This is a genomic window from Pseudoclavibacter sp. JSM 162008 (assembly GCF_041366455.1).
Classification (GTDB): domain Bacteria; phylum Actinomycetota; class Actinomycetes; order Actinomycetales; family Microbacteriaceae; genus Pseudoclavibacter.
Genome location: NZ_JBEWYX010000031.1, coordinates 1 through 13,166 on the forward strand (window position 1 = coordinate 1; position 13,166 = coordinate 13,166).

Annotated in this window: 8 protein-coding genes and 5 pseudogenes; 11 read left to right on the forward strand and 2 right to left on the reverse strand. The window is 68.2% G+C overall.

Going from position 1 to position 13,166, the window contains the following annotated elements; translation table 11 throughout:
- Window positions 1–126 (reverse strand): annotated as a pseudogene (locus ABVF28_RS16915) (IS3 family transposase); the annotation flags it as partial.
- Between the two features lie 70 nt (window positions 127–196).
- Here ABVF28_RS16915 and ABVF28_RS16920 point away from each other — a divergent pair.
- Window positions 197–1,354 carry an IS30 family transposase gene (locus ABVF28_RS16920; RefSeq protein WP_371031411.1) on the forward strand — a complete coding sequence of 386 codons (1,158 nt, stop codon included), beginning with the start codon at window positions 197–199 and terminating at the stop codon, window positions 1,352–1,354.
- A 72-nt stretch (window positions 1,355–1,426) separates the two neighbouring features.
- On the opposite strand, the pseudogene ABVF28_RS16925 reads toward ABVF28_RS16920, so the two are convergent.
- Window positions 1,427–1,633, reverse strand: a pseudogene (locus tag ABVF28_RS16925) (transposase); the annotation flags it as partial.
- Here ABVF28_RS16925 and ABVF28_RS16930 point away from each other — a divergent pair.
- From ABVF28_RS16930 to istA, 10 genes and pseudogenes are all read left to right on the forward strand, one after another.
- Window positions 1,632–2,873: pseudogene (locus ABVF28_RS16930) on the forward strand (biotin/lipoyl-containing protein); the annotation flags it as partial. The pseudogenes ABVF28_RS16925 and ABVF28_RS16930 overlap by 2 nt on opposite strands.
- 163 nt (window positions 2,874–3,036) lie before the next feature.
- Window positions 3,037–4,677, forward strand: a complete 1,641-nt coding sequence (locus ABVF28_RS16935; protein WP_371031412.1) for a glycoside hydrolase family 13 protein — start codon at window positions 3,037–3,039, stop codon at window positions 4,675–4,677.
- Window positions 4,678–4,691: 14 nt separating this feature from the next.
- A complete protein-coding gene (locus ABVF28_RS16940) occupies window positions 4,692–5,720 on the forward strand; it encodes a LacI family DNA-binding transcriptional regulator (protein ID WP_371031413.1) in 1,029 nt (342 codons plus the stop codon).
- 83 nt (window positions 5,721–5,803) lie between these two features.
- A complete protein-coding gene (locus ABVF28_RS16945) occupies window positions 5,804–6,409 on the forward strand; it encodes a DUF624 domain-containing protein (RefSeq protein WP_371031414.1) in 606 nt (201 codons plus the stop codon).
- A gap of 152 nt (window positions 6,410–6,561) precedes the next feature.
- Window positions 6,562–7,887: an ABC transporter substrate-binding protein gene (locus tag ABVF28_RS16950; RefSeq protein WP_371031415.1), complete on the forward strand. Its 1,326-nt coding sequence runs from the start codon at window positions 6,562–6,564 to the stop codon at window positions 7,885–7,887.
- 84 nt (window positions 7,888–7,971) lie between these two features.
- The gene (locus ABVF28_RS16955; protein WP_371031416.1) at window positions 7,972–8,814 is read left to right on the forward strand and encodes a carbohydrate ABC transporter permease; all 843 of its coding nucleotides are present in this window, start codon (window positions 7,972–7,974) and stop codon (window positions 8,812–8,814) included.
- Window positions 8,811–9,647: a carbohydrate ABC transporter permease gene (locus tag ABVF28_RS16960; RefSeq protein WP_371031417.1), complete on the forward strand. Its 837-nt coding sequence runs from the start codon at window positions 8,811–8,813 to the stop codon at window positions 9,645–9,647. Before ABVF28_RS16955 ends, ABVF28_RS16960 begins: the two co-directional genes overlap by 4 nt.
- A 52-nt stretch (window positions 9,648–9,699) precedes the next feature.
- On the forward strand, window positions 9,700–10,755 hold the full coding sequence (locus ABVF28_RS16965; protein ID WP_371031418.1) for a LacI family DNA-binding transcriptional regulator: 1,056 nt from the start codon (window positions 9,700–9,702) through the stop codon (window positions 10,753–10,755).
- A 175-nt stretch (window positions 10,756–10,930) separates the two neighbouring features.
- Window positions 10,931–11,334: pseudogene (locus ABVF28_RS16970) on the forward strand (transposase); the annotation flags it as partial.
- A 147-nt stretch (window positions 11,335–11,481) separates the two neighbouring features.
- A pseudogene (istA, locus tag ABVF28_RS16975) lies at window positions 11,482–13,038 on the forward strand (IS21 family transposase); the annotation flags it as partial.
- Window positions 13,039–13,166: the final 128 nt, after the last annotated feature.

Below are 13,166 nucleotides of genomic sequence, written 5' to 3' on the forward strand. Positions count from 1 at the left end.
ACCTGCCGATCTCGACGACCTCGCACAACCGCTTCACGCCGTAGGCGTCCTTGTGGTCCTCGACGAACTGGAAGCGGTTCACCAGTTCGTCTCCCCAGCGAAATACTTCGCCGCCTGACGGAGAATGGGCGGATTCAACCGGTCAACGCAATGGGGGCTGTGAGATGAAGCAGACGTTGATCTCAGGAGGCATCGGTTGCAGGGCAAGCATGGTCATCTCAGTCGTGAGCAAAAGCAGCTCGCGCTCCGTCTCCACTCGAAGGGATGGAGACTCATCGACATCGCTCGCGAGATCGGGTGCACGGCGACGATGGTCGGCCGCATGGCGAGGGAAGGCCGTCACCTCGATGGGAAACCGTTCGGCTGGGAGCCGCGCGAGGATCATCTGACGGTCTTCGAACGCGAGGAGATACTCGTGGGTCTTGCCCGCGGTGACACGCTCACTGCGATCGCGCGCAGCCTCGGGCGGGCGGTGTCGACGATCAGCCGCGAGGTCACACGGGGCGGCGGACGCGAGGAGTACTCCGCGTGGCGGGCGCATGAGGACGCCCGGGAGCAGGCCCGCAGGCCGAAGCCGTTCAAGCTTGACGGTGGCCGGTTGCTCGAGACCGTGACAGCGCAGTTGAAGCAGCTGTGGTCGCCGCAGGAGATCGCTGCCCGCCTACGGTTGGAGCATCCCGACGACCCGGAGATGCACGTGAGCCACGAGACGATCTATCAGTCCCTGTTCGTACAGGGACGCGGGCAACTGCGCCGAGAACTCGCCCGCTGCCTGAGATCGGGACGCACGGCCAGGAAGGCGCGAACGGCAACGGATCGGCGCGACCGGCTGCCAGGGATGGTCATGATCAGCGAGCGCCCCGCTGAGGTCGAGGACCGTGCCGTTCCCGGGCATTGGGAAGGCGATCTCATCCTTGGTGAGAACAGCCGTAGCGCCGTCGGAACCCTCGTCGAACGCAGCACCCGCCTCACGCTCCTGCTGCATTTGCCTGATGGGAAGAGTGCAGAAAAGGTGGAGGCCGCGATGCGCGAAGCGATCACCGCGCTCCCGTCGTCGCTGGCGCGGACGATCACCTGGGATCAGGGCGCGGAGATGGCCAAGCACATCGAGTTCACAGCCACAACCGGGATCCCGATCTACTTCTGCGACCCGCACTCCCCGTGGCAGCGGGGCAGCAATGAGAACACCAACGGGTTGCTACACCAATACCTTCCGAAGAGCACCGATCTGAACATCGTTAGCCGCGCGGACCTGACCGCGATTCAGGACTCGCTCAACGGCCGACCACGCAAGACGCTCGGATATCTGACACCATCGGAGAAGTTCACGGAACTCGTTGCGACCACCGGTTGAATCCGCCATCTCGTTCGCCCGCCGCAGCTCGCGGACCTCGCGTTCGAGGGCGGCGATCTTCTGCGTGTCCGCGGTCGTGGTGCCCGGCGCGTCGCCGGCATCGATCTCGGCCTGCCTCACCCATGTGCGCAAGGCCTCGGGATGGATATCGAGCTGCTCGGCGATCCGCTTGATCGCTCCCGTCTTCGTCGCGGGGTCTCGGCGCGCGTCCAGCGCCATCCGCGTCGCGCGCTGTTTGAGCTCCTCGCTGTACTTCCGTGGTGCTGCCATGACTCTCATCCTTCACTGGTTTGAGAGCCTCCATCACACCCGGGGCGCTTCAATCGCCGCATTCGGCCGGGGCGAGTGCTTCGTCGAGAAGTACCTCGACAAGCCCCGCCACGTCGAGACCCAGTGCCTCGCCGACTCCGCGGGCAACGTCGTCGTCTCGACGCGCGACTGCTCGCTGCAGCGCCGCCACCAGAAGCTCGTGGAGGAGGCGCCCGCGCCGTTCCTGTCGGACGAGCAGAACGCGACCCTCTACGAGGCGTCGAAGGCCATCCTGAAGGAGGTCGGCTACGTCGGCGCGGGAACCTGCGAGTTCCTGATCGGCGCAGACGGCACCATCTCGTTCCTCGAGGTGAACACGCGCCTGCAGGTCGAGCACCCGGTCTCCGAGGAGATCACGGGCATCGACCTCGTGCGCGAGCAGTTCAGGATCGCCGCGGGCGAGGAGCTCGGCTACGACGACCCCGAGCCCCGCGGCCACTCGTTCGAGTTCCGCATCAACGGCGAGGACCCGGGCCGCGGGTTCCTCCCCCAGCCCGGCCCGATCCACGTCTTCAAGACGTTCGGCGGCCCCGGCATCCGCCTCGACTCCGGAGTCACGGCGGGCGACAGCGTGTCCGGCGCGTTCGACTCGATGCTCGCGAAGATCATCGTCACGGGCCGCGACCGCGCCGAGGCGCTCGAGCGCTCGCGCCGCGCGCTCGAGGAGTTCGAGGTCTCCGGCCTCCCGACGGTGATCCCGTTCCACCGCAAGGTCGTCTCCGACCCCGCCTTCACGGCGGAGGACGGCGAGTTCGGCGTGTTCACGCGCTGGATCGAGACCGAGTTCGTCAACGACATCCCCGCGTGGGACGGCGAGCCCGCCGCCCCCGAGGAGCCGGAGCCGCGCCACACCGTCGTCGTCGAGGTCGCGGGCAAGCGGCTCGAGGTCAGCCTGCCCGACCGCATCACGACCAACAGCCGCTCGGGCGGACGCCCCGCCTCCGCCCCGCCGTCGCGCCGCTCGCACTCGAGCGCGTCGGTGTCCGCCGGCGCGTCGGGCAACGCCCTGAAGTCGCCGTTGCAGGCCACCGTCGTCAAGGTCGCCGTCGAGGAGGGCCAGGAGGTCGTCAAGGGCGACCTCGTGCTCGTGCTCGAGGCGATGAAGATGGAGCAGCCCCTCCACGCGCACAAGGACGGCAAGGTCTCGTCGATCGACGCGCCCGTCGGCCAGACGATCTCCGCGGGCCACCCGCTCCTCGAGATCGCGTAACCGCGCTCGCACGGCCGCGCGCCCCCTCGCCTCAGGCGACGGGGCGCGCGGCCGTTTCCGCGTCAGGAATCGGACCCCGGGCGCGGTCGATTTGCGCGCGGCGGGTGATCGGTGCCACCCTGGACGCACGAAGAAGTAAGCGCTTACATAAGGAGACTCCGCGATGACGACGACCGTTCCCGCACGATCCGACGAGTGGTGGCGCAGCGCCGTCATCTATCAGGTGTACCCGCGCTCGTTCGCCGACTCGAACGGCGACGGCATCGGCGACCTCGCGGGCATCCGCTCGCGCCTGCCCGAGCTCGCCGAGCTCGGCGTCGACGCGGTCTGGCTCTCGCCGATCTTCCTCTCGCCGCAGAAGGACGCCGGCTACGACGTCGCCGACTACACGGCCATCGATCCGCTCTTCGGCACCAACGAGGACGCGGAGGCGCTCATCGCGACCGCGCACGAGCTGGGGCTGAAGGTCATCTTCGACCTCGTCCCTAACCACACCTCCGACCAGCACGCGTGGTTCCAGGCGGCGCTCGCGGCCGAGCCCGGCAGCCCGGAGCGCGAGCGGTACATGTTCCGCGAGGGTCGGGGCGAGAACGGCGAGCTGCCGCCGAACAACTGGGAGTCGCGCTTCGGCGGCGAGGCCTGGACGCGCCTGCCGGACGGCCAGTGGTACCTCCACCTCTTCGACTCGTCGCAGCCCGACCTCAACTGGGAGAACCCGGACGTGCGGCGCGACTTCCTCGACGTGCTGCGCTTCTGGCTCGACCGGGGCGTCGACGGCTACCGCGTCGACGTCGCGCACGGCATGATCAAGGCCGCGGGCCTGCCCGACTACACGCCCCGCGAGGGCGACTCCTCGATGGGCGGCGCCGAGGGCGACGACGCCGAGACCCCGCCGTACTGGGGCCAGGACGGCGTGCACGAGATCTACCGCGAGTGGCGCGCGATGATGGACGCCGAGTACGAGGACCGCGTCTACTGCGGCGAGGCCTGGGTCGAGCCGATCAGCAAGCTCGCGAACTGGGTGCGCCCCGACGAGATGCACCAGACCTTCAACTTCGCCTACCTCGAGACCGGCTGGGACGCGGACGCGATCCGCTCGGTCGTCGACGAGTCGATCGCGGCGTTCTCCGGCGTCGGCGCCCCGAGCACCTGGGTGCTGTCGAACCACGACGTGGTGCGCCACGCCACGCGCCTCTCGCTCGCGTCGGGCACCCCGCAGGGCGACGGCATCGCGCGCGACACCCCGGGCCTCCCCGACGAGGCCGCCGGCATCCGCCGCGCCCGCGCCGCGACGGGCCTGATGCTGGCGCTGCCCGGCTCCGCCTACCTCTTCCAGGGCGAGGAGCTCGGGCTGCCCGAGGCGCTCGACCTGCCGGACGACGCGCGCCAGGACCCGACCTGGTTCCGCACGAACGGCGAGAAGTACGGCCGGGACGGCTGCCGCGTTCCGATCCCGTGGGAGGCGGACGCCCCCGCGTACGGATTCAGCCCCTCCGGCGAGAGCTGGCTGCCCCAGCCCGAGTCGTGGCGCGGCTTCGCGCGCGACGCCCAGGCGGGAGACCCGGATTCAACGCTGTCGTTCTACCGGGACGCGCTGCGGCTGCGCCGCGAGCGCCGCACGTACGCCGGCGACCTCGAATGGGTCGACGCACCGGCCGGGTGCCTCGCCCTCCGGATCGCCGGCACCACCGTGATCACGAACTTCGGCGACGCGGCCGCGCCGCTGCCGGACGGCGAGGTGCTGCTCGCCAGCTCCCCCGTCGACGGGACGCTGCCGCCCGACACGACCGTGTGGCTCGGCTGATGGCGGAGGACGGCATGGCTGGCCGCCCCGGCTCGGTCACGATCGCCGACGTGGCGCGCGAGGCAGGCGTCTCGACGGCGACCGTCTCGCGCGTGCTCAACGGCACGGGCACGGTGTCCCCCGCGGCGCGCGACCGCGTCCTCGCGGCGACGACGACCCTCGGGTACGTGACGTCGTCCGCGGCGGCGAGCCTCGCCTCGGGGCGCACGCGCAACGTCGGCATCGTCGTGCCGGTGCTGAACCGGTGGTTCTTCTCGTCCGTCGTCGAGGGCGCGCAGGCGGAGCTCGCCGAGACCGGGTACGACGTGACGCTCTACAACCTGCGCGGCGGGCACGGCATCCGGCAGCGGGTGTTCTCCGACTTCCTGCGGAGGCAGCGGGTGGACGGCGTCATCGCCGTCTCCCTGCGGCTCGACGAGGCGGAGGTCGCCAGCCTGAAGGCGGTCGGGAAGCCCGTCGTCGGCCTCGGCGGCGCGATCGACGGCGTGCCCGCGTACGAGGTCGACGACCTGGAGATCGCCCGGCTCGCGACCGACGCGCTCGTCTCCCTCGGCCACCGGCGCGTGGTGCACCTCGGCAGCGAGCCGGACTCGCCGGACGGGTTCCGGCTCGGCGAGCACCGGTACGAGGGGTACGCGGCCGCGATGCGGGCGCACGGGCTCGAGCCCGCGCCGAACGACCTGACCGCCGACTTCACGGTCGCCGGCGGTCTCGCGGCGGGCCGACGGCTGTTCGCCTCCGGCGACCGGCCGACGGCCGTCTTCGCCGCGTCGGACGAGATGGCCGTCGGCCTGATGCTCGCCGCCCGCGAGGCGGGGCTGTCGATCCCCGAGGATCTGTCGGTCGTCGGCATCGACGACCACGAGCTCGCCGAGACCATGGGCCTCACGACGATCGCGCAGCGGCCGGACGAGCAGGGCCGGCGCGCGGCCGCGCACCTCGTGGCCCTGCTGCGCGGGGAGGGCGAGGCGCCGGAGTCGGGTGTGACCGCGCTCCCCTACGCCCTCGTCGAGCGGACGTCGACGGCGCCGCCGCAGCGGTGACGACCACCGGAACCGTCTCCGGAGATCCGCCCGTTTCCCGGCGGATCTCCGCCCGCTACCCTGAGACCGGAAGGACCACGACGATGCACCGACTCTTCGACCTCGCCGCGCCCATCTGGCGCGTGATGGCGACGGTCGGCGACCTCATCCTGCTGAACGTGCTCCTGCTGCTCGCGTGCGCGCCCGTCGTCACCGCGGGCGCCGGATTCACGGCCGTCTTCGACACCGCGCGCCGCCTGCAGGATCGCTCGGACGACGGCGTCCGCCGCACGTTCTTCCGCTCCTTCCGCGCGAACTTCGCCGGGGCGACGGCGATCTGGGCGGTGCTCGGGCCGGTCGGGATCGGCATCGCGCTGGCATGGGCGTTCCTGACGCCGGCCGAGCTGCTGGTGTGGAAGATCCTGGTCAGCGTCGTGTACCTGCTCGTCTTCCCCTTCGCGTGGGCGATGCAGGCGCGCTTCGAGAACCGCCCCCTGCGCACGCTGCGCAACGCGGTGGTCGTCTCGATCGGCCGCCTCCCGTTCACGCTCGGGATCCTCGCCGTCCACGCCGTGCTCCTCGCCGTGACGATCGCGACCTGGATCCTGCTCCCCCAGGCGCTCTTCCCGCTCCTCGCGCTCGGCTATCCGCTCGCCGCGTACGGGGCGACGCCGCTCCTCGAGCGGGCGCTGGCGCCCTTCCTCCGCTGACCCGCGCCGCCGATCCGGCGAATCTCGCAGAAGAATTGCGCGCCGCGCTCCGGCGGGGTACTGTTTCGAGCGGAGCATCGGTACCGTTTCCGGTTCCACGCCGCACCGAGGCGTCCGGAGGCTCAGCAATCCAATGGAGGAAGGCTACAGATATGAGCAAGCGCACAGCGACGAAGGTGATCGCAGCAGGCGTCACGATGGCCGCACTGGCGGCCGGCATGGTCGCCTGCAGCAGCGAGGACGACTCGGAGGGCAAGGTCTACTACCTGAACTTCAAGCCGGAGCAGGCCGAGGACTGGCAGGCGCTCGCGAAGGAGTACACCGACGAGACCGGCGTCCAGGTCGACGTCGAGACCGCGGCCTCCGGCACCTACGAGACCACCCTCAAGTCGGAGATGGCCAAGAGCGACGCCCCGACCCTGTTCCAGGTGAACGGCCCCGTCGGCCTCGCCAGCTGGGCCGACTACGCCGCCGACCTCAGCGACAGCGAGCTCTACAAGCACCTGAACGACGAGGGCGTCGCGCTCACCGACGACAGCGGCGCCGTGCTCGCGATCCCGTACGTCATGGAGACCTACGGCATCATCACGAACACCAAGATCGTGAACGACTACATCGCGCTGGGCGACTCCCCCGTCGAGTCGATCGACGAGATCGACGACTTCGACACCCTGAAGTCGGTCGTCGAGGGCATCCAGGAGCACAAGGACGACCTCGGCATCGACGGCGCGTTCACCTCGGCCGGCTTCGACTCGTCGTCCGACTGGCGCTTCAAGACGCACCTCGCGAACATCCCGCTCTACTACGAGTACCAGGCGGACGGCGTGACCGGCCAGCCGGCCGAGGTCAAGGGCACGTACCTCGACCAGTTCAAGGCGATCTTCGACCTCTACATCGACAACTCCACGACCGAGAAGTCGGCACTGTCCGGCAAGACGATCGAGGACGCGAACAGCGAGTTCGCGCTCGGCAAGGCCGCGTTCTACCAGAACGGCACCTGGGCCTACAACGACATCACGGGCCAGGACGTCGCGGACGAGGACCTCACGATGCTGCCGATCTACATCGGCGTCGAGGGCGAGGAGAACCAGGGCCTGGCCACGGGTTCGGAGAACTACTGGGTCGTCAACAACAACGCTTCCGAGGCCGACCAGCAGGCCACGAAGGACTTCCTCGAGTGGGTCATCACGTCCGACTCCGGCCGCGACTCGCTCGCGAACACGATGGGCTTCGTGACCCCCTTCGACACGTTCGCCGACTACCTGCCGAGCAACCCGTTCGTCCAGGCCGACACCGCCTACCAGGAGGCGGGCAAGACGCCCGTGAGCTGGAACTTCGCGACCATGCCGTCCGAGGAATGGAAGAACGGCCTCGGCCAGGCCATGCTCGGATACGCGCAGGGCACGGGCGAGTGGGACGATGTCGTCACCGCCTTCGTCGACGGCTGGGCCAGCGAGTACGCGCTGGTCAACGGCTGACACACTCCCCGACGCGGGGCCGCGCCCCGCACCCGGTGCGGGCGGCCGCAGGGTCGCCCGCACCTGACATGAGGAACTGAGATTATGAAGAAGTCGCTCGGACGCTGGGGATGGCTGTTCACCGGCCCCACCGTCGCCGCATTCGTGATCGGGTTCGTGATCCCGTTCGTGCTCGGCGTGTATCTGTCGTTCACGAGCTTCCGCACCGTCACGAAGTCCACCTGGGTGGGGCTCGAGAACTACACGAAGCTCCTCGGCGACGAGGTCTTCCTGCACTCGCTCTGGTACACCGCGGCGTTCGTCGTCGTCACGACCGTCATCATCAACGTGGTCGCGTTCGCGGTCGCCTACATGCTGGTGAAGGCGTTCAAGGGCCGCAACCTGTTCCGCTCGGTGTTCTTCATGCCGAACCTCCTCGGCGGCATCGTGCTCGGCTACATCTGGCTGCTGCTGCTCAACGGCGTGCTCGGCATCTGGGCGCGCTCCATCACGTTCAGCGAGACGTACGGCTTCTGGGGCCTCGTCATCCTCCTGTGCTGGCAGCAGATCGGCTACATGATGGTGATCTACATCGCCGGCATCCAGTCGATCCCGTCCGACATGTTCGAGGCGTCGCAGATCGACGGCGCGAGCCGCTGGCGCACGCTGCGCAGCATCGTCATCCCGCTCGTGATGCCGTCGATCACGGTCTGCACGTTCCTCACCATCACCAACGGCTTCAAGATGTTCGACCAGAACCTCGCGCTGACCAACGGCGCCCCCGCGCGGATGTCGGAGATGCTCGCGCTGAACATCTTCAACACGTTCTACGGCCGCACCGGCTTCGAGGGCGTCGGCCAGGCGAAGGCCGTCGTGTTCCTCATCATCCTCGCGGTGGTCGCCCTGATTCAGAACCGCTTCGCCCGTTCGAAGGAGACCGCGGCATGAACGACACCGTGCGCCGCCCGTGGCTGTGGACCACGGTCTTCACGATCATCGCGATCGCGTACATCTACCCGATCGTCCTGGTCGTCATCAACTCCTTCAAGGGCAAGGTGTTCATCGCCGACGACCCCTTCTCGCTCCCGAACGCCGAGACGTTCGTCGGCTTCGACAACTACGTACGCGGCGTCGAGCTCACCGACTTCTTCGCGTCGTTCGGCTGGTCGCTCGTGATCACCGTCGGATCCGCGGCGCTCATCCTGCTGTGCACCTCGATGACCGCGTGGTGGATCGTCCGAATGGACAACCGCTACGCGAAGACGCTGTACTCGACGTTCCTGTTCAACCTGCTCGTGCCGTTCCAGATGGTGATGTTCACGCTGTCGTGGCTGGCGGACTACCTGAACCTGAACAACCCGTTCGGGCTCTGGATCATCTATCTCGGCTTCGGCGCGGGCCTCGCGGTGTTCATCTTCACGGGCTTCGTGAAGAGCATCCCGTACGAGATCGAGGAGGCGGCGACGATCGACGGCTGCGGCCCGATCCGCACGTTCTTCCTCGTCGTCGTCCCGATGATGAAGCCCGCGATCATCACGGTCGGCATCCTCCAGGTGATGTGGCTATGGAACGACTACCTCCTGCCGTACCTCACGCTGGACCTCAAGGAGTACAAGACGATCCCGATCGCCGTCCAGTACCTCAAGGGCGGGTACGGCTCGGTCGACCTCGGCGCCATGATGGGCATCCTCGTGCTCGCCATGATCCCGGTGATCGTGTTCTACCTGTTCAGCCAGAAGCACATCATCAAGGGCGTCGTGGCCGGGGCCGTCAAGGGCTGACGCCCTCGCGCCGCGCACCGCTCGGAGAAAGGACGACGACGTCGTGAGCACGATGACCATCCGCGAACTGGCCCGCATCTGCGGCGTCGCGGTGTCGACCGTGTCGCGCGCGATGAACGACCGCTCCGATGTGAACCCGGAGACGCGCGACCGCATCCGCGCCGCGGCCGCCGCGCACGGATACGTGCCGAACGCCAGCGCGCAGCGGCTGAAGATCAGCGCGACGCAGACGATCTCGGTGATCATCCAGGGCGAGCTCGGGCAGCTGCTCATCGAGATCTGGGAGCACCTCGAGCGACTGTTCGCCGATGCGGGGTACGAGACGACGGTGACGCACATCTCGAAGCGCAGCTCCGATCCGGAGTCGGTCGAGCGGATCGTGCGCGGCGGCAAGTTCAGCGGCGTCGTGTTCCTCGGCCGGTACGGCAGCGCCGACCGCGAGGCGTCCGCCTTGCTCAGCCGCCGCCTCGCCGAGATCGAGCTGCCGATGGTGTTCTGCACGACCGTCGACTTCTCGGGGGCGGATGCGCTGCACTCGTCCGTGTCGGTCGACGACCAGGCGGGGGTCTACGACCTGACCTCCCACCTGCTCTCCCAGGGCCACCGCCGCATCGCTTTCGTGGGCGCGGGCGACGAGCGCGACCGCGAGCACGCGTGGGCGCTGCGGCTGGCCGGCTACCGGACGGCGCTCGCGGATGCGGGGCCGGACGCCGGGCCCGAGATCATCGTGCCGTCGCTCGTCGACGCGCAGTTGTACTCGATGGCGAACGGCTACGAGTCGGTGCGCGCGTGGCTGGCCTCGTCCGACGGCGTCCCTCCCGCGACGGCGCTCCTCGCGATCTCCGACGCGGCCGCGGTGGGCGCGGCGCGGGCGCTGAGCGAGGCGGGGCTGCGCGTGCCGGAGGACTGCTCGCTCGTGGGCTTCGACGGCCTCGACATCGCGCGGTACTCGGTGCCGAGGATCACGACGCTGGCGCAGCCGATCGCGGAGATCGCGTCGAGCACGGCGCGGGTGCTGCTCGAGACGATGCGCTCGCCGTCGCGGGCGCTGGAGCAGGTGTGGATCCGGGGCCGGGTCGTTCCCGGCGAGTCCGTCCGGGCGGTCTGAGATCCGCATTTCCCCAGCATTTCCGCAGCGGCCCGCGGCGGAAATGCTGGGGAAATGCGGATCTGTGCGCGCGACATCCAGGGCGGGATTCCGGAGAGCGGGAGCGGAGTCGCGGTTTCCTTGAAGCGCCCTGGGTTTGTTGGAGGCTCCCGACCTTGGAAACGAGGATGGAGTTATGCCGAAGGAACTGGCAAATGGGAAGCCGACGACGCGTCGCTACTCGGTCGAGGAGAAGGCCGCCGCGGTGCGGATGGTGAGGACGCTGCGTGCGGAGCTCGGTGTCACGCAAGGGACGGTCCAGCGCGTCGCGACGCAGCTCGGGTATGGGGTCGAGTCGGTGCGGATGTGGGTGAAGCAGGCCGACATCGATGACGGCGTCACTGCCGGCGTGAGCAGCGCGGAGGCGCAGCGGGTGCGTGAGCTCGAGCAGGAGAACCGGGAGTTGCGGCGGGCCAACGAGGTGCTCAAGCGGGCCGCGTCTTTCTTCGGGGCGGAGCTCGACCGCCACTACCGGAAGTAGTCGCGTTCGTCGACGCGAACAAGGACGATCTTGTGGACGGTCGCCGGCTCGGAGTCGAGTGACTATGGCAACGTAAGTCAGACCCACCAGGGCAATCTAAGCGGAAACCACTTGCCGCTTAACGGGGTGTCCACGGCAGCCTGAGCCGGGCCCACCTCCACCGTTGACGGAACTGTTGTTCCGGATGCTGATGGTGGAGGTTTGGGATGGGATCTCGGGTGGATGTGTTCGCGACGATCCGGCGTGATGCGCGGGTGGAGGAACTCTCGATCAGAGAGCTCGCGCGCCGTCATCACGTTGGGCGCGCGACGGTGCGGCAGGCGTTGGCTTCGCCGGAACCGCCGCTGAAGAAGACGCGGGTGAGGTCTGCACCGCGGCTTGACCGATTCAAGCCCGCGATCGACGCGATGTTACGGGAGGATCTGACCGCCCCAAGGAAGCAGCGCCACACCGCGACTCGGGTGCTGGATCGTCTCATCGAGGAGCACGGGGCGACACAGCTGTCGTATTCGACGGTCCGCAACTACGTGCGATTCCGCCGGCCGGAGATCGATGCGGCCGCTGGTCGGCGGGTGGAGGTCTTCATTCCTCAGGAGCACGTGCCCGGTGCGGAGGCGGAGGTTGATTTCGGCGAGGTGTGGGTGGTGCTGGCTGGGGTGAAGACGAAGTGCCACATGTTCGTGTTCCGGCTCTCCAATTCGGGGAAAGCGATTCATCGGGTCTATTCGACTCAGTCGCAGGAAGCGTTCCTCGAGGGCCACATCGACGCGTTCGAGGAGATCGGCGGCATCCCGACCCGACATATCCGTTACGACAATTTGACGTCGGCGGTCCAGGCGGTGCTCTATGGAAACGGGCGCGCCCGGATAGAGAACGAACGGTGGGTGCTGTTCCGCTCCCACTACGGGTTCGACTCGTTCTACTGCCAACCTGGTATCACGGGCGCGCATGAGAAGGGTGGCGTCGAGGGCGAGGTCGGACGGTTCCGGCGGACACATTTGGCTCCGATGCCGGTCGTCGATTCGCTCGCGGAACTCAACGCGAGGATCCGCGTCTGGGACGCGGCGGATGACGGTCGGCGGATCGCGTCGCGGATTCGCACGGTCGGCCAGGACTTCGCCGTCGAACAGGCACTGCTCTCGCCGCTGCCATTCGAGCGGTTCGACCCAGGTTTGACGCTGCATCCGAGGGTCGACCGGTCGAGTCTGATCACGGTTCGGATGGCGAAGTACTCCGTTCCCGCCCGCTTGATCGGCCGGAACGTCCGCGTCTCGTTGCGGGCGTCCGTGGTTATCGTGTTTGACGGGCACCAGGAAGTTGCCCGTCATGAGCGCGTCGTCGCCCGCGGTGGACAGTCAGTCGTCCTCGATCACTACCTCGAGGTGTTGCGTCACAAACCAGGAGCACTCCCGGGAGCGACGGCCTTGGCAAGGGCGCGGGAAGCTGGCGTTTTCACGGCTGCCCACGATGCGTTCTGGGCTGCCGCCCGGAAGACCGATGGTGACGCTGCCGGCACGCGAGCCCTGATCGATGTTCTGCTGCTGCACCGGAGCATGCCCGCAGAGGACGTGATCGTCGGCATCCATGCAGCACTCCAGGTCGGGGCGGTCACCGCCGATGTCGTCGCTGTCGAAGCCCGCCGGCACGCTGCGACGGGTGGGCCTGGCCTACATGGTCATCTCCGTGAGCCTGGGCAGGGTCGTGAGCAACGGGTTGTCAGTCTCACTCAGCGTCGTCTCGCCGATCCGGCCGCAGTGATCGCAGTGACGGCGCTCACTGAAATTCCTCGGTTCTGCTCATCGAAATTCCCCACTCTGGGTCGCTCCGCCGCATGAGGCGGGCCTTCCTCGATGCTGGTGGTCTCTGACCACACACCAGCCCGAGGAAGGCC